The organism is Leclercia sp. J807, from assembly GCF_009734465.1.
Taxonomy (GTDB): domain Bacteria; phylum Pseudomonadota; class Gammaproteobacteria; order Enterobacterales; family Enterobacteriaceae; genus Enterobacter.
Genome location: NZ_CP046446.1, coordinates 3,552,201 through 3,568,087, shown reverse-complemented (window position 1 = coordinate 3,568,087; position 15,887 = coordinate 3,552,201). Strand labels below are relative to the sequence as shown.

Genomic DNA, 15,887 nt, shown 5'->3' with positions numbered 1-15,887 from the left:
TTCTACCCCAGGCGAGAGACAATGTTTGATAATTTAACCGATCGTTTGTCGCGCACGCTGCGCAACATCAGCGGCCGTGGACGCCTTACCGAAGACAATATTAAAGAGACGCTGCGCGAAGTGCGTATGGCGCTGCTCGAAGCAGACGTCGCGCTGCCTGTCGTCCGTGATTTCATCAACCGTGTAAAAGAAAAAGCGGTTGGTCATGAAGTGAATAAGAGCCTGACCCCGGGTCAGGAGTTCGTCAAAATCGTGCGTAACGAACTGGTTGCGGCGATGGGCGAAGAGAACCAGAGCCTGAACCTGGCGGCGCAACCCCCCGCAGTGGTGCTGATGGCAGGTCTGCAGGGGGCGGGTAAAACCACCAGCGTCGGTAAGCTGGGTAAGTTCCTGCGCGAGAAGCACAAGAAGAAAGTGCTGGTCGTCTCTGCCGACGTTTATCGCCCGGCGGCGATCAAACAGCTGGAAACCCTGGCCGAACAGGTTGGCGTGGAGTTCTTCCCGTCCGATGTCGGACAGAAACCGATCGACATCGTTAACGCGGCGCTGAAAGAGGCGAAGCTGAAGTTCTTTGACGTGCTGCTGGTGGATACCGCCGGTCGTCTGCACGTTGACGAAGCGATGATGGACGAAATCAAACAGGTGCATGCCGCGATCAATCCGGTAGAAACCCTGTTTGTCGTTGACGCCATGACCGGTCAGGATGCGGCCAATACCGCAAAAGCCTTCAACGAAGCGCTGCCGTTAACCGGCGTGGTGCTGACCAAAGTGGACGGCGACGCCCGCGGCGGTGCGGCGCTCTCTATTCGTCATATCACCGGCAAGCCAATCAAGTTCCTCGGCGTCGGCGAAAAGACCGAAGCGCTGGAGCCGTTCCACCCGGACCGTATTGCTTCCCGTATCCTCGGCATGGGCGACGTGCTGTCGCTGATCGAAGATATCGAGAGCAAGGTTGACCGTGCCCAGGCCGAGAAGCTGGCCTCCAAGCTGAAAAAAGGCGACGGCTTCGATCTGACCGACTTCCTGGAGCAGCTGCGCCAGATGAAAAACATGGGCGGTATGGCGAGCCTGATGGGCAAGCTGCCGGGCATGGGACAAATTCCGGATAACGTAAAAGCGCAGATGGACGACAAGGTCCTGGTGCGTATGGAGGCGATTATCAACTCCATGACGCTGAAAGAGCGCGCGAAGCCGGAAATCATCAAAGGCTCCCGTAAACGCCGTATCGCGGCGGGTTGTGGGATGCAGGTTCAGGACGTTAACCGTCTTCTGAAGCAGTTCGACGACATGCAGCGCATGATGAAGAAGATGAAGAAGGGCGGTATGGCCAAGATGATGCGCGGGATGAAGGGCATGATGCCCCCAGGATTCCCTGGCCGCTAAAAGGCCTGGCTTGTTTGCCATTTCGGCACCGGGGTGTGCTCGCCATCCTCACGTACTGCGTGTACGCTCCGGTGGCTGTGCGCACGCCGGCACCGAACTGACTGCACCGCCGACGGCCTTTTACGGCGGATTATCAACTGTTGATTGCATTTTCCCCAGAAATCAGTAAAATTTTCGGGCTTTTAATATGACACCGGGCTCCTTCCCTCGATGGGGCCCGGTGTTTTATTCACACAAGAGGATGTTATGGTAACTATTCGTTTAGCACGTCACGGCGCGAAAAAGCGTCCGTTCTACCAGGTTGTTGTCACCGACAGCCGTAATGCACGCAACGGTCGCTTCATCGAGCGCGTTGGTTTCTTCAACCCACTGGCCGCTGGCGCAGAAGAAGAAACCCGTCTGGATCTGGATCGTATCGCTCACTGGGTTGGCCAGGGCGCTACTGTTTCCGATCGCGTTGCTACGCTGATCAAAGCAGCAAACAAAGCAGCTTAATCTGTCACGGTGGTCATGATGAGCAAAAAAGCACCTGTTGAACCGATTGTATTGGGCAAAATGGGTTCTTGCTACGGTATCCGTGGTTGGCTCAGAGTGTTTTCCTCCACCGAAGACGCCGAAAGCATTTTTGACTATCAGCCCTGGTTTATCCAGAAGGCCGGTAAGTGGGAAGAGGTCGAGCTGGAAAGCTGGCGTCACCACAATCAGGACATCATCATCAAGCTGAAAGGCGTTGACGATCGTGATGCCGCGAATGCGCTGACTAATTGTGAAATTGTCGTCGATTCGTCGCAGTTGCCACAGCTGGAAGAGGGTGACTACTACTGGAAAGACCTTATGGGTTGCCAGGTAGTCACGACTGAAGGTTACGGTCTGGGGAAAGTCATCGATATGATGGAAACCGGATCCAATGACGTTCTCGTCATTAAGGCAAACCTGAAAGATGCGTTTGGTATCAAGGAGCGGCTGGTTCCGTTCCTCGATGGGCAGGTTATCAAGAAAGTCGATCTCGCTACTCGTACTATCGAAGTAGATTGGGATCCTGGTTTTTAAATTCTCCTGAAAACGGTAAAAGACGGCGCTATGTGGATTGGCATTATTAGCCTGTTTCCTGAAATGTTCCGCGCGATTACTGATTACGGGGTAACTGGCCGGGCAGTAAAAAATGGCCTGCTGAGTATCGAGAGCTGGAGTCCACGTGACTTCACGCATGACCGGCACCGTACCGTGGACGATCGTCCTTACGGCGGCGGACCGGGGATGCTCATGATGGTTCAACCCTTGCGGGATGCCATCGCAGCAGCAAAAGCCGCGGCAGGTGAAGGCGCAAAGGTGATTTATCTGTCACCTCAGGGACGCAAGCTTGATCAAGCGGGCGTCAGCGAACTGGCAACGAATCAGAAACTGATTCTGGTGTGTGGTCGCTACGAAGGGATAGATGAGCGCGTAATTCAAACCGAGATTGACGAAGAATGGTCTATCGGCGATTACGTTCTCAGCGGTGGTGAGTTACCGGCAATGACGCTGATTGACTCGGTTTCCCGGTTTATTCCGGGGGTTCTGGGCCATGAAGCTTCAGCAACAGAAGACTCTTTTGCTGATGGATTGCTGGACTGTCCACACTATACCCGTCCTGAAGTGTTAGAAGGAATGGAGGTACCGCCAGTATTACTGTCGGGAAACCATGCCGAGATTCGTCGCTGGCGCCTGAAGCAGTCGCTGGGCCGTACCTGGCTTAGAAGACCTGAACTTCTGGAAAACCTGGCTCTGACTGAAGAGCAAGCAAAGTTGCTGGGCGAGTTCAAAACTGAACATGCGCACCAGCAGCAGAAACATGATGGGATGGCCTGAGGCCCCCAAATATCAGTTTACCCAGGATAAGAGATTAAATTATGAGCAACATTATTAAGCAACTTGAACAAGAGCAGATGAAGCAGGACGTACCTTCCTTCCGTCCGGGTGATACCGTGGAAGTGAAAGTATGGGTTGTTGAAGGTTCCAAAAAACGTCTGCAGGCATTTGAGGGCGTGGTTATCGCTATCCGTAACCGCGGTCTGCACTCTGCATTCACTGTTCGTAAAATTTCCAACGGCGAAGGCGTTGAGCGTGTCTTCCAGACTCACTCTCCGGTAGTTGACAGCATTGCTGTTAAACGTCGTGGTGCTGTACGTAAAGCTAAACTGTACTACCTGCGTGAGCGTACTGGTAAGTCTGCTCGTATTAAAGAGCGTCTGAACTAAGATTCGCTTAAGCGACATCCTGTAAAAAGGGCTGGCCGAATGGCCGGCCCTTTTTTTATCTCTCTGTGCCTTGTGCATTAACTTCTTCGTCATAAATCGTTTACAATGCCCCTGCTCTAACGGAGGGTAAGTGACGACTCAACAGCATCAGACAAAATGGCAACGTATCGCGGCAGGTCTCGCGTTATTTGCGATCCTGATGATCGTCTTTGCGCCGCTGGTTTCTGTCTCGTTGCAAAAAGATCCCATGAGCGCGATGCCCGGCATGCACCATGACATGAGCATGATGGCGGAGCACCATGCCCCGCCTGAAAGCATGCCTGTCGACCATGCCGAAGCCTGCGGTTACTGCGTGCTGCTGGCCCACGTGCCGGGTGTGATTCTGGCGCTGGTGATGCTGCTGTGCGCGGTATTACTCAGGCAGCGCCTGACGCCGCCGCGCCCCTCTGTTCGCCACTGGCACTTCTTCCCCTGGCTCTGCCCCGATACCCGCGCACCGCCGCACCTGTCTGCTTATTCCATGTAAAAAAACGTACACCCCGGTGTACCGATAATCTATTGCCTGATAAAGGGGAAGCATGACTACCTGCACATCGCGCGCAGCCTGGGGCAACCTGCTGCGTCGTCTTCACTTCTATATTGGTCTGTTTGTCGGGCCGTTTATCTTTATCGCTGCGCTCTCGGGTACGCTCTATGTCGCTACGCCGCAGCTGGAAAATGCGCTTTATCATCATGCCCTGTTCAGCGAGACCGAGGGAGAAGCGCGTCCCCTTGCTGAACAGATCGCGGTCGCAGAAAAGGTCACCGGCGGAGAGCTACCTCTGCATGCGGTTCGGCCGGGCCTGGCCGCAGGTGAGACCACCCGGGTGATGTATGCCGACCCGGCGCTGAACGCCTCGGAGAACCGGGCCATCTTTATCGACCCGGTCAGCCTGGCGGTGCGCGGCGACATGACCGTCTATGGCACCAGCGGTATCCTGCCGTTACGCCAGAAGATTGATTATCTGCATCGATCCTTACTGCTGGGCGATGTGGGGCGTATTTACAGCGAGCTGGCCGCGTCATGGATGTGGATTGCTGCGCTGGGAGGGATCGCGCTGTGGTTCTATACCCGCCCAAAACGGCGCATCAATAACCGCTTCCAGAACCACCGTCGGCTGCACGTCTCCCTCGGCTGGTGTCTGCTGCTGGGGATGCTGTTGTTCTCGGCTACCGGACTGACCTGGTCACAGTGGGCGGGCGGCAACGTGGATAAACTGCGTGCGCAGCTGAACTGGCTCACGCCGCAGGTGAATACGCAGCTGCACGGTCCGGCGGAGGTCGCCGATCCGCATGCCGATCATCATGGCCACCACATGTCGATGCCCATGCCGCAGATGAAGCCCGACCTGGCATTGTATGACGGCGTAATGAAAGCGGCTAATGCAGCAGGTATTGATGCCACGAAGCTGGAGATCCGCCCGGCGAAGAGCGCTACCACGGCGTGGACGGTAACGGAGATCGATCGCGGCTGGCCGACGCAGGTGGACGCGGTGGCCGTTGACCCGGCGACCCTGACGGTAATCGATCGGACCCGCTTTGCGGATTTCCCGCTGATGGCCAAACTGACCCGCTGGGGTGTGGATTTCCATATGGGGGTGCTGTTTGGCCTGCCAAACCAGCTGGTGCTGATCGCTTTTGGCCTCGCGCTGTGTGTGATGATTGTCTGGGGATACCGGATGTGGTGGGTGCGAAGACCCCGTCAGACGGCAACCAATCCGGCGCAGACGCTGTGTCAGAGCTGGCTGGCGTTGCCGCTGTGGGGCCGCGTGCTCTCTTTCGCTATCGCCTTTTTACTGGGGCTGGCGATGCCAGTAATGGGATGCAGCCTGGCGCTGTTCGTCGTCATTGACTGGCTGCGCTGGCGCGCGGCATCAGCGGCGTTGTCTTCTACGCAGAATTTCTAGGACGCTGATGCTTCACCAGATACATATTCCGGTCGGCTTGATCGAGCAACGCTTCAACGGAATGGTGTTGCCAGCTCAGCGCGAAGCCAATGCTGAGCGACATTCTGGTGCTGAGTCCGTTTTGTAGGTCATATGACGGGCTGAACTGCTGCGTCAGTGCAGCGCAAAGGCGCAGAACCTCGTACTCCGAGTGGACGCCATAAAGAATGATGGCAAATTCATCCCCGCCCAGACGATAGGGCTGATGACGCCCGCCGCTGAATTCGACCATGCGGCGGGCCACTTCAATCAGCACATCGTCGCCCGCGGCGTGCCCCCAGGTATCGTTAATCAGCTTGAAGTCATCGCAATCCAGGAAGAGCAGGGCGGTGTTAGCCCGCGAGGAGGGGTCACTCATCAGGGCCGAGATGCGGGTACGAAAAGCGGCCCGATTCGCCAGCCCGGTGAGCGGGTCGTGCATGGCAGTGCGCAGCAGCTGGGCATTTTTCGCCTGTAACTTGCGCTGCCACTCCTCCATTTCATCCAGCAGGCTGTTGAAATCCTGACCGAAACGATGAAATTCATCAATACGTTCCTCTGGCACCCGGCGGGAGAAATTCCGGTTCGTACGGACATCATGCACTACCTCGGTAATGTTTTGCAGGGCGGTGACCACGCCATTGTGCAGGGTGCGGGTGATCGCTAACGCCACAAGGGAGGCAAACAGGATGCAGCCGGTTAACACGGCCAGAGACGTCCAGAGAAAGTGACTAATCAGGCTGTCACGTGCGGTAAGGCGTAACTCACCAATCGGCAGGTTGTTGTGCCAGACGCGCTGTCTGATGGGCTGGGGGAATAACCACTGGCTGACCAGTTGACTCAGGGGATCCGCCTGCACGTCTGGCTCCATTGACCACGCCGCAAAAGGGTTATCGTGGCGGTCCAGCAATATTGCTGACGAGAATTGCCCCTGTTTGCCGAGTGTGGCCAGCGCTTCGTGAGCGGCGGCGGTATCATTAAAGACCAGCGTCGCCTCCAGGCTGCGACTCACCGTGGCGCTGGTTAATTCAAGGTTTCGTTGCGCGTACTGTTTCAGCGTGAATACCGAAGCAATAGACAATAATAACCAGACCAGCGTCATGGTAATGAGAACACTAATTATACTGATGCGCCTGAGGGTTCTTTTGAAAGTTGGACGCGGCGCTGAAGTAAATTCCTTATTCATGCTTTGTATTCCATGCAAGCATTAACACATCAGGACTAACCCGGACTCCGCTGCGCGACAGCACATTCATATTGACGGAAAATCTGACCTGTCTATCGTCTATTATCAGGCAAAAAGCGCTGCCTGTAAGACACTGCGAATTTTGCTCCGCAATGAGGAGTAACGGTCTGGCATTAAATGCTGTGCTTAATTCAAGTTGGGCGTGGGGAGGCTCACTGCCAAAATAGAGCGCATGGCATCCTGCACTCAGTGCCTCTTGATCGCTATGGATAATGACGGGGATATAGGGCAGCGTGTCCGGGCCATCGGTACTGAGCGCCTCAACGTAGCGGGAAGAGGCGAAAATGCACAGGGTTGGCTGGCCAGAGAGGGTAGGCCAGCGGGTATAACTGACGATCCCGGAGACTATTGAACGTACCGATTTATCCGTTCTGGATAATGATCCGCCAATGGCGTGTCCGCAGGATATTAACAGCATCAGCAGCAGCGCTACCCGACATCCGGATATGAGAAAATAGTTACCCACCAGAATCCGCCATACCACTCTGGAAATATTAGCCCTTTAGTTTTGCCGCAATAATACCATTTTTTACCCGGATCGTCATTACGTCGCGCTGATATTAAGGGACTTAAGTAAAATCCTGGCTCCTTAATTTAAAAAGAAACTATCGAGGTTATTAATGCAAACGGCTGGCTTTTGTACCTTCATCCATACCCTGCTGCCAGGCGGTGCGGAGCTGAGTGGCGTTTTCAGCGGTATCACAGCTGGCGGGGAATATTCGACCGGCTAATCCCCAGGCGTAAACAAAATTTTCCTGGCATATTTTCTTCTGTCCCTCTTTATATCCTTTGAGATAGGCCGGGCGGTCCACCTTAGGGTCATTAAAATTAGCGGCAAGCGTTTCACGGGATTTTACGGCCACGCCGTCCATCGCGTCTTCTTTCCCCGCATCATACCAGTCGGTGCCGGTCCAGTGAGGCTGATGGGTGTAAGGATCAATCTGACAAGCGGTTAATAGCAGACCCAAAAGCGGGATCACGGTCAGGCGCATAAGGCATTCTCCTTTTTCCATTGAGCATAGCCTGGCGTTAAGAATCTATTCTGTAATTTTTACGTTACACCTTAATCAGATGTTTTTTGCTTCAAAAGGGGTGTTGTAAACTATTATTTACGTATTTTGGATTGAAATCTTTACTTGATGTGATATCGTTGGGCTTCCTCAGTGAGGAAACAACTATCGCAAACGAGCTTCCAGGACCGCAATCATGCAAAAAGACGCGCTGAATAACGTACATATTACTGATGAACATGTTTTGATTACTCCGGATCAACTGAAAGCGGAATTCCCGCTGAGCGTTGAGCAAGAGGCGCAAATCGCGCACTCTCGCAAGACCATTTCCGACATCATTGCCGGGCGCGATCCGCGTCTGCTGGTGGTATGTGGTCCGTGCTCTATTCATGATCCTGAAGCTGCCGTCGAATATGCCCATCGTTTTAAAGCCCTGGCCGAGGAGGTCAGCGATAGCCTCTACCTGGTCATGCGCGTCTATTTTGAAAAACCTCGTACCACCGTCGGCTGGAAAGGGTTGATTAACGATCCGCACATGGATGGCTCGTTTGATGTGGAAGCCGGTCTGAAGATTGCGCGTAATCTTCTGGTGGAGCTGGTAAACATGGGGCTGCCGCTGGCGACAGAAGCGCTGGATCCGAACAGCCCGCAATACCTGGGCGATCTCTTTAGCTGGTCGGCAATCGGGGCGCGTACGACCGAGTCTCAGACGCACCGTGAAATGGCCTCTGGCCTCTCCATGCCGGTCGGTTTCAAAAATGGTACCGACGGCAGCCTGGCGACAGCCATCAACGCCATGCGTGCCGCTGCCATGCCGCACCGCTTTGTCGGCATCAACCAGGCGGGCCAGGTTTGCCTGCTGCAGACCCAGGGCAACCCGGACGGACACGTCATCCTGCGCGGCGGCAAAGCGCCTAACTACAGCCCGGCAGATGTGGCGCAGTGTGAAAAAGAGATGGAACAGGCAGGACTGCGCCCGGCGCTGATGGTAGATTGCAGTCATGGTAATTCCAATAAAGATTACCGTCGTCAGCCTGCGGTGGCGGAATCCGTCGTCGCGCAGATCAAAGATGGCAACCGTTCGATTATTGGCCTGATGATTGAAAGCCACATCCATGAAGGCAATCAGTCATCTGAGCAGCCGCGCAGCGCCATGAAATACGGGGTATCTGTTACGGATGCCTGCATCAGCTGGGAAACCACCGATGCGCTGCTGCGTGAGATCCACAAAGATTTGAACGGCCAGCTGGCGACGCGTCTGGCTTAAGAGGTTTGTTATGGTTGCTGAATTGACCGCCCTGCGCGATCAAATTGATGAGGTAGATAAGGCGCTGCTGGATTTGCTGGCGCGCCGTATGGCGCTGGTCGCCGAAGTTGGCGAAGTAAAAAGTAAATACGGTTTGCCGATTTACGTGCCGGAGCGCGAAGCCTCCATGCTGGCCTCCCGGCGCAAAGAGGCGCAGGCGCTGGGCGTCTCGCCGGATCTGATTGAAGATGTACTGCGCCGGGTGATGCGGGAGTCTTACTCCAGCGAAAACGACAAAGGGTTTAAAACCCTTTGTCCGACGCTGCGCCCGGTGATCATTGTCGGTGGTGGCGGGCAGATGGGGCGTCTGTTCGAAAAGATGCTCACGCTTTCTGGCTACCAGGTACGTATCCTTGAAAAAGAGGACTGGGCCCGGGCGCAGGCGATGGTGGCCGATGCGGGCATGGTCATTGTCAGCGTACCGATCCACATCACCGAAGAGATTATTGCCCAACTGCCACCGCTGCCGGATGACTGTATTCTGGTCGATCTGGCTTCGGTAAAAAATGGTCCATTGCAGGCGATGCTTGCCGCGCACCGTGGCCCGGTGCTGGGGCTGCACCCGATGTTCGGCCCGGACAGCGGCAGCCTGGCAAAGCAGGTAGTCGTCTATTGTGATGGCCGACAGCCAGAAGCGTACCAGTGGTTCCTGGAGCAGATTCAGGTATGGGGCGCGCGGCTGCACCGGATCAGTGCCGTCGAGCATGACCAGAACATGGCCTTTATCCAGGCGTTGCGCCACTTCGCAACCTTCGCGTATGGCCTGCATCTGGCGGAAGAGAACGTTCAGCTTGAGCAGCTGCTGTCGCTGTCGTCTCCTATCTATCGCCTTGAACTGGCGATGGTCGGACGGCTATTTGCCCAGGATCCGCAGCTCTATGCGGATATCATTATGTCCTCGGGCAATAACCTGGCGCTGATCAAGCGTTACTACCAGCGTTTTGGTGAGGCGATTACGCTGCTGGAGCAGGGCAATAAGCAGGCGTTTATCGACAGCTTCCGTAAGGTCGAGCACTGGTTTGGCGATTACGCCCAGCGTTTCCAGAGCGAGAGCCGCATCTTGCTCAGACAGGCGAATGACAGTCGCCAGTAATCTGATGATGTATATACTGAAAGCCAGCACTGCTGGCTTTTTTTATTTTGGGGAACTGTCATGGCTGAACCACGCGTTTTGTTTGACTATACGGGGCACTTACCAGAGTGTCCCACCTGGAGCGCAGCAGAAAGCGCGCTCTACTGGGCGGATATTCTGGAAGGCGAGATCCACCGCTACCATCTGCCGACGGGTGAACACAGCGTTTTATCCTTCCATGAAGAGGTGGGGTGCTTCGCGCTGCGTCAGGATGGGGGTTTTATTGTCGCCATGCGCACGGGCATCTGGCTGGCGGATAAGCATGGGCTGCTACAACGAAAAGTTTGTGATAACCCGTCGAACCCGCAGCTGGCACGCTTTAATGACGGGGGAACCGATCATTTTGGCCGTTTTTATGCGGGCACATTCTGGGCGCCAGGGGACTATAACGGCGCCTTGCTGATGCGAATCGATAACGACCTGACGCCGGAGGTGATCCAGTGTGATATCCACGGTCATAACGGGCTGGCCTTTAGCGATGACCGGCGCTGGATGTACACCTCAGACACGCCCAATGCGGTGATCTACCGTACGCCGCTGGATGAGCAGGGTGAGCCGGGTAAACGGGAGGTCTTTCGCCGGTTCCAGCCGGGGGAGGGGATCCCGGACGGCGCGGCGGTGGATGTGGAAGGGTGTTACTGGAGCGCGCTGTTTGACGGCTGGCGGATCGCCCGTTTTTCACCGCAGGGCGAACAGCTGGAAGAGTACCGGTTGCCGGTGCGCTGCCCGACGATGGTCTGTTTCGGTGGCGATGATATGCAGACGCTGTTTATCACCACCACCCGCGAGAACATGGACGCGCAGGAGGTGGCGGCATATCCTCTGTCCGGCGCCATTTTCACCCTGCCCGTCAGCGTGGCAGGGGTAAAAAAAGGACCATTTATTACGCGTTAAGCCGGATCGACCGGGACCACGTTTTCGCTCGGATAGCATCCCAGCACCTTCATGGACCGGGTGATCTCACCCAGTTCACGCAGGGCTTTCTGCAGGGATGCAGATTCCAGGTTGGCCTGGATATCGAGATAGAACATCTCTTCCCACGGGTTGCCATGAATCGGGCGCGATTCCAGTTTGGTCATAATCAGATTGTGATTGCGCAGCACCAGCAGGGCTTCTACCAGCGCACCAGCCTGCTGGCCCGTCGCCATCAGCAGGGTGGTTTTGGCCGGCACCTGATCGGAGACGTTGATCGCTTTACGCGCCAGCACGATGAAACGGGTGATGTTTTGCGTCTGGTTGGCCAGGTTGCGCTCCAGCACCTGTAAGCCATACAGCGCACCGCCCGCTTCGCTGCCGAGTGCGGCAACGGTGGGGGAGTTGGCCTGTGCGACCTTCTCCATCGCGGCTGACGTGCTTTCGGTATATTCAATTTTCCAGCCCGGATAGCGGTTCAGGAACTGGCTGCACTGCTGGAAAGGTTGTGGATGGCTATAGACCGTCTCGATTTTGTCGAGGTCAGTCGTTCCGGAAACCAGTACGCAGTGATCAATCGGGATTGTCATCTCCCCGACCAGCGACAGGGTGGTGTGCTGGAGCAGATCGTAAACGTCGTTGATTGCACCGGAACTGGTGTTCTCAATCGGCACGACAGCGTAATCTGCCTGACCGGTTTCTACCTGATTGAAAATATCGGCGAACTTCGCGCAGCCGCTCTCAATAAACTCTTCGAAGTGACGGGCAGCATACTGACGTGCAGCGAGGTGGGAATAGGAGCCTTTTGGTCCAAGGAAGGCAATACGCGCCGAGTGCGGGTTGGTCTTGTTCAGATGCTGTTGCAGTAATGCCTGCTGGGTGAGGACGGAATCTTCAATAATCAGCTGGAACAGGCGGGTGATGTAGTGCGCGTCGAGATGGTGCGTTTTACCAAGATTAATCAGGCGTTCCAGCAGGTCGCGCTCCCGATCGATATCACGTACCGGACGGTGTGACGCCAGCTTTGCTTTTCCAACCTCAACGGCCAGCGCACGGCGTTCGGCCAACAGTGAAAGCAATTTTTCATCCAGAGCGCTGATCTTATCTCGCAGATCCAGTAACGGGTTTTCCGGTGTCATAGCGTTGCCTTTGTCATTTATCGTTATTAATAAAAAAGGCCCCCCGGTGTGGGAGGCCTTATTGTTCGTCTTCGCATTCTTTATCACACGACGAAACGCCTCCCAATCAGGGGAAGGTAAAAAAGAATGCGAAGAAAAACGGCTTAACGGTCATGGATGATTCCTTCAGAAGACAGACTTAAAGTACCCGTACTGTTTTCACCCTGTCAATAAAAAACGCGCCCGAAGGCGCGTTGGCGATAGACTCAATGTAAGGGATTACTCATCTTCAACTTCTTCTGCGAAGCTGGCGTCTTTCACCGATGTAGTGGCGCGACGGGCTTCACCTTTGTGTTGCACTTTATTGAGCTGCCGTTCCAGCTTGTTAATCAAATCGTTGATGGCGGTGTACATATCCTCATGTTTCGCGCTGGCGACCAGATGGCCGTTTGGAGTATTGATAGTTGCGTCAGCGATGAAACCCTGTGGCTCCTTAGAGAGAATGATATGTGGGTTAATCAAGTGTGTTTGCCATTTATCCAGTTTGGCGAGACGGTCTGCGACGTGCTGGCGGATTGCCGGAGTAATTTCCATTTGTTTACTGGTAATGTTCATTGTCATAAATTTTACCTCTTGTCTTTCCCGTCTTGGTAAGTCCAGCATACCGTTCCTAATGTCAAAATGTGTGATGTAAATCACATTTTTATGTCACTTTTTGTCAACGGATTCTTTTTGTGAGGCAGGACAGGAACACGTAACATTTACCTTGTCGAAGCGACAAATTGCGGCCATAGTTGATAGGATTCGTGCAGGCTAAACCGCTTCAGCTTGATGCGAAAATGGATAAAAAAACGGCAGCCCTGAGGCTGCCGTTTTGCATTCTACTGTACAATCAGGAGTTGCTGCTGTTCGCGGCGATGATCTTCGCCACTTTGTCAGCCTGGGAAGTCATCTGCAGCTGGCGATAGGCGTTTTCCATCAGCTTCAGGCCATCACGCGTTGCCTGGGTATCCGGATAATCGCGCAGCATGCCTTCGACGCGGTTCACGACGGCAACGTATGCACCACGACGGGTATAATATTCCGCCACAGAGTATTCGTATTTCGCCAGACGGTCTTTCAGGAACACCAGACGTTTGCTGGCATCCGTTACGTACTGGCTGTTCGGGTAGCCGCGAACCAGTTTAGAGAAGTCATTAAACGCATCGCGGGCGTGCTGCGGGTCGCGGTCGGAGCGATCCACACCAAAGAAGCCCTGCAGCGCGCTGTCATCCAGCGCCATATTGGTCAGGCCGCGCATATACATCACGTAGTCAATATTCGGATGGGTCGGATTCAGACGCATGAAGCGATCGATCGTCGCCTGGGCCAGTGGCAGATCGGCATTTTTATAGTAGGCGTAGATCAGATCCAACTGTACCTGCTGGGAGTACGGGCCAAATGGATAGCGATTATCCAGCGCTTCCAGTTGCGTTATCGCCTGTTTCCAGTTACCGTCCTGCAGCTTTTGCTGAGCAGTCGCATAGATTTCATTCGGCGGATTGTCAGGGACCTGTTCATTCGAACCGGAGCAGCCTACCAAAGCCAGGCTCAACGTGGCCGCTGCCACCAGATATTTCATGCGCGTCATGACGTTTTGACTTTCCTCAAATGTTTGTCCGGGAGAATCTCTTTCCTGCTCCCGATTAAGACCAGCTACAATAGCACACTATATTAAACGGCAAAGCCGTAAAACCCAACGTTAAACGAAGAAGCAGTCTATGGCACAACGAGTAGAACTCACCGCGACAGTCTCCGAAAATCAGCTCGGACAACGCTTAGATCAGGCTTTGGCCGAAATGTTCCCTGATTATTCGCGTTCACGCATAAAAGAATGGATCCTTGACCAGCGCGTGCTGGTAAATGGCAAGATCTGGGACAAGCCAAAAGAGAAAGTGTTGGGTGGGGAAGTGGTCGCCATCAATGCTGACATCGAAGAAGAAGTCCGTTTTGAGCCTCAGGATATCCCGCTGAATATCGTCTATGAAGATGACGACATCCTGGTCATTAACAAGCCGCGCGATCTGGTTGTACACCCTGGCGCAGGTAACCCTGACGGCACCGTACTGAACGCCCTGCTGCACTACTATCCTCCTATTGTGGACGTACCGCGTGCGGGGATCGTTCACCGTCTGGATAAAGACACCACCGGCCTGATGGTCGTTGCCAAGACCATTCCGGCGCAGACGCGTCTGGTGGAGTCCCTGCAGCTGCGTGAAATCACCCGTGAATACGAAGCGGTTGCCATCGGGCATATGACCTCCGGCGGTACGGTAGAGCAACCTATCAGTCGCCATCCGACCAAGCGTACCCATATGTCCGTTCACCCGATGGGTAAACCGGCCGTCACGCACTACCGCATCATGGAGCATTTCCGCATCCATACGCGTCTGCGTCTGCGTCTGGAAACGGGCCGTACGCACCAGATCCGTGTGCATATGTCCCATATCACTCATCCGCTGGTGGGCGATCAGCTGTACGGTGGTCGTCCGCGTCCGCCGAAAGGGGCGTCTGACGAATTTATCGCAATGCTGCGTAAATTCGACCGCCAGGCCCTGCACGCAACCATGCTGCGTCTCTACCATCCGATCACCGGCATTGAGATGGAATGGCATGCGCCAATTCCACAGGATATGGTGGATCTTATCGACGCGATGCGTGCCGATTTTGAAGAACATAAGGATGACGTGGACTGGTTATGACCAAACTGATTGTCCCGGAGTGGCCTGCGCCTGAAGGCGTAGCGGCCTGCAGTTCAACCCGTATCGGCGGCGTGAGTGAGGGGGCCTGGGAATCATTAAACCTGGGCGCTCACTGTGGCGATAACCTCGATCACGTTGAAGAGAATCGTAAGCGGTTGTTTGCGGCAGGCCAGTTGCCGTCGAAGCCGGTCTGGCTTGAGCAGGTAAATGGTACCGCTGTGCTTCGTCTCACCGGTGAGCCGTATGCCTCGAAACGTGCCGATGCGTCTTACAGCAATACTCCGGGCACGGTTTGTGCCGTCATGACCGCTGACTGTCTGCCGGTGCTTTTCTGCAACCGTGCGGGCACGGAAGTGGCCGCCGCCCATGCCGGTTGGCGCGGATTGTGCGCTGGCGTTCTGGAAGAGACCGTCGCCTGTTTTGCCGACAGCGCGGATAACATCATCGCCTGGCTTGGCCCGGCCATTGGCCCACAGGCTTTTGAAGTGGGGCCGGAGGTGCGCGACGCTTTTATGGCGCACGATGCGCAGGCGCAGAGCGCTTTTCTTCCGGCAGGAGATAAGTACATGGCGGACATTTATCAGCTTGCCCGCCAGCGCCTGACCCGCGTCGGTATCAGCCAGATCTACGGCGGCGATCGCTGCACCTTCACCGAAAACGGTGATTTCTTTTCCTATCGCCGCGACAAGACGACAGGACGTATGGCAAGTTTCATTTGGCTGATATAACCTATAGAATCAAGACGATCCGGCACGCGTTGTTTTCTTTTCGCATAATTCAGGTCATTCACCTTGAATAATTGAGGGATGACCTCATTTAATCTCCAGTAGCAATTTTG

19 protein-coding genes and 1 other annotated feature are annotated in these 15,887 nt (G+C 54.8%); of the genes, 12 read left to right on the top strand and 7 right to left on the bottom strand.

Annotated features, from left to right (window positions below; all coding sequences use genetic code 11):
* The first annotated feature begins 21 nt into the window (after positions 1-21).
* The 7 genes from ffh to GNG26_RS16915 all read left to right on the top strand — a co-directional run bounded on the left by ffh (position 22) and on the right by GNG26_RS16915 (position 5,566).
* Positions 22-1,383, top strand: a complete 1,362-nt coding sequence (gene ffh / locus GNG26_RS16945) for a signal recognition particle protein (protein WP_103180786.1) — start codon at positions 22-24, stop codon at positions 1,381-1,383.
* A 246-nt stretch (positions 1,384-1,629) separates the two neighbouring features.
* Complete coding sequence (rpsP, locus tag GNG26_RS16940; RefSeq protein WP_003863133.1) at positions 1,630-1,878, top strand: 30S ribosomal protein S16; 249 nt, start codon at positions 1,630-1,632, stop codon at positions 1,876-1,878.
* 15 nt (positions 1,879-1,893) lie between these two features.
* Positions 1,894-2,433 carry a ribosome maturation factor RimM gene (rimM, locus tag GNG26_RS16935; RefSeq protein ID WP_301564410.1) on the top strand — a complete coding sequence of 180 codons (540 nt, stop codon included), beginning with the start codon at positions 1,894-1,896 and terminating at the stop codon, positions 2,431-2,433.
* 30 nt (positions 2,434-2,463) lie between these two features.
* A complete protein-coding gene (gene trmD, locus GNG26_RS16930; protein WP_103822530.1) occupies positions 2,464-3,231 on the top strand; it encodes a tRNA (guanosine(37)-N1)-methyltransferase TrmD in 768 nt (255 codons plus the stop codon).
* A 41-nt stretch (positions 3,232-3,272) separates the two neighbouring features.
* Positions 3,273-3,620, top strand: a complete 348-nt coding sequence (gene rplS, locus GNG26_RS16925; protein ID WP_002914145.1) for a 50S ribosomal protein L19 — start codon at positions 3,273-3,275, stop codon at positions 3,618-3,620.
* Positions 3,621-3,750: 130 nt separating this feature from the next.
* On the top strand, positions 3,751-4,146 hold the full coding sequence (locus tag GNG26_RS16920; protein WP_255410157.1) for a DUF2946 domain-containing protein: 396 nt from the start codon (positions 3,751-3,753) through the stop codon (positions 4,144-4,146).
* A 52-nt stretch (positions 4,147-4,198) separates the two neighbouring features.
* Positions 4,199-5,566 carry a PepSY domain-containing protein gene (locus GNG26_RS16915; protein ID WP_156239619.1) on the top strand — a complete coding sequence of 456 codons (1,368 nt, stop codon included), beginning with the start codon at positions 4,199-4,201 and terminating at the stop codon, positions 5,564-5,566.
* Here GNG26_RS16915 and dgcN read toward each other — a convergent pair.
* The 3 genes from dgcN to GNG26_RS16900 form a co-directional block, all read right to left on the bottom strand.
* The gene (gene dgcN, locus GNG26_RS16910) at positions 5,550-6,770 is read right to left on the bottom strand and encodes a diguanylate cyclase DgcN (RefSeq protein ID WP_103822528.1); all 1,221 of its coding nucleotides are present in this window, start codon (positions 6,768-6,770) and stop codon (positions 5,550-5,552) included. The genes GNG26_RS16915 and dgcN overlap by 17 nt on opposite strands.
* Positions 6,763-7,248 carry a YfiR family protein gene (locus GNG26_RS16905; RefSeq protein WP_114314189.1) on the bottom strand — a complete coding sequence of 162 codons (486 nt, stop codon included), beginning with the start codon at positions 7,246-7,248 and terminating at the stop codon, positions 6,763-6,765. Before GNG26_RS16905 ends, dgcN begins: the two co-directional genes overlap by 8 nt.
* Positions 7,249-7,447: 199 nt before the next feature.
* Positions 7,448-7,822 carry a DUF2799 domain-containing protein gene (locus tag GNG26_RS16900; protein ID WP_156239618.1) on the bottom strand — a complete coding sequence of 125 codons (375 nt, stop codon included), beginning with the start codon at positions 7,820-7,822 and terminating at the stop codon, positions 7,448-7,450.
* A gap of 214 nt (positions 7,823-8,036) precedes the next feature.
* Here GNG26_RS16900 and aroF point away from each other — a divergent pair, with 214 nt between their 5' ends.
* From aroF to GNG26_RS16885, 3 genes are read left to right on the top strand one after another with little or no spacing between them, the layout of a single operon-like run.
* Positions 8,037-9,107 (top strand): 3-deoxy-7-phosphoheptulonate synthase AroF, encoded by a 1,071-nt coding sequence (gene aroF, locus GNG26_RS16895; protein WP_156239617.1) that lies wholly within the window; start codon positions 8,037-8,039, stop codon positions 9,105-9,107.
* Between the two features lie 10 nt (positions 9,108-9,117).
* The gene (gene tyrA / locus GNG26_RS16890) at positions 9,118-10,239 is read left to right on the top strand and encodes a bifunctional chorismate mutase/prephenate dehydrogenase (protein WP_156239616.1); all 1,122 of its coding nucleotides are present in this window, start codon (positions 9,118-9,120) and stop codon (positions 10,237-10,239) included.
* Between the two features lie 60 nt (positions 10,240-10,299).
* Positions 10,300-11,172: an SMP-30/gluconolactonase/LRE family protein gene (locus GNG26_RS16885; RefSeq protein ID WP_156239615.1), complete on the top strand. Its 873-nt coding sequence runs from the start codon at positions 10,300-10,302 to the stop codon at positions 11,170-11,172.
* On the opposite strand, the gene pheA is transcribed toward GNG26_RS16885, so the two are convergent.
* From pheA to bamD, 4 genes are all read right to left on the bottom strand, one after another.
* Complete coding sequence (pheA, locus tag GNG26_RS16880) at positions 11,169-12,329, bottom strand: bifunctional chorismate mutase/prephenate dehydratase (protein WP_103180776.1); 1,161 nt, start codon at positions 12,327-12,329, stop codon at positions 11,169-11,171. The genes GNG26_RS16885 and pheA overlap by 4 nt on opposite strands.
* Positions 12,330-12,358: 29 nt before the next feature.
* Positions 12,359-12,484, bottom strand: a sequence feature (Phe leader region).
* The gene (locus tag GNG26_RS22545) at positions 12,436-12,483 is read right to left on the bottom strand and encodes a hypothetical protein (protein WP_193767862.1); all 48 of its coding nucleotides are present in this window, start codon (positions 12,481-12,483) and stop codon (positions 12,436-12,438) included. Its footprint overlaps the feature before it by 48 nt.
* Positions 12,485-12,587: 103 nt before the next feature.
* Entirely contained in the window at positions 12,588-12,929 is a 342-nt protein-coding gene (gene raiA, locus GNG26_RS16875; protein ID WP_032613238.1) for a ribosome-associated translation inhibitor RaiA, read from the bottom strand.
* A gap of 271 nt (positions 12,930-13,200) precedes the next feature.
* Positions 13,201-13,938 carry an outer membrane protein assembly factor BamD gene (gene bamD, locus GNG26_RS16870; protein ID WP_103822524.1) on the bottom strand — a complete coding sequence of 246 codons (738 nt, stop codon included), beginning with the start codon at positions 13,936-13,938 and terminating at the stop codon, positions 13,201-13,203.
* Positions 13,939-14,068: 130 nt separating this feature from the next.
* On the opposite strand from bamD, the gene rluD reads away from it, so the two are divergent.
* Together rluD and yfiH are read left to right on the top strand one after the other, a co-directional pair.
* The gene (gene rluD / locus GNG26_RS16865; RefSeq protein ID WP_103822523.1) at positions 14,069-15,049 is read left to right on the top strand and encodes a 23S rRNA pseudouridine(1911/1915/1917) synthase RluD; all 981 of its coding nucleotides are present in this window, start codon (positions 14,069-14,071) and stop codon (positions 15,047-15,049) included.
* Positions 15,046-15,777: a purine nucleoside phosphorylase YfiH gene (yfiH, locus tag GNG26_RS16860; protein WP_156239614.1), complete on the top strand. Its 732-nt coding sequence runs from the start codon at positions 15,046-15,048 to the stop codon at positions 15,775-15,777. The genes rluD and yfiH overlap by 4 nt, the downstream gene beginning before the upstream one ends.
* Positions 15,778-15,887 lie beyond the last annotated feature (110 nt).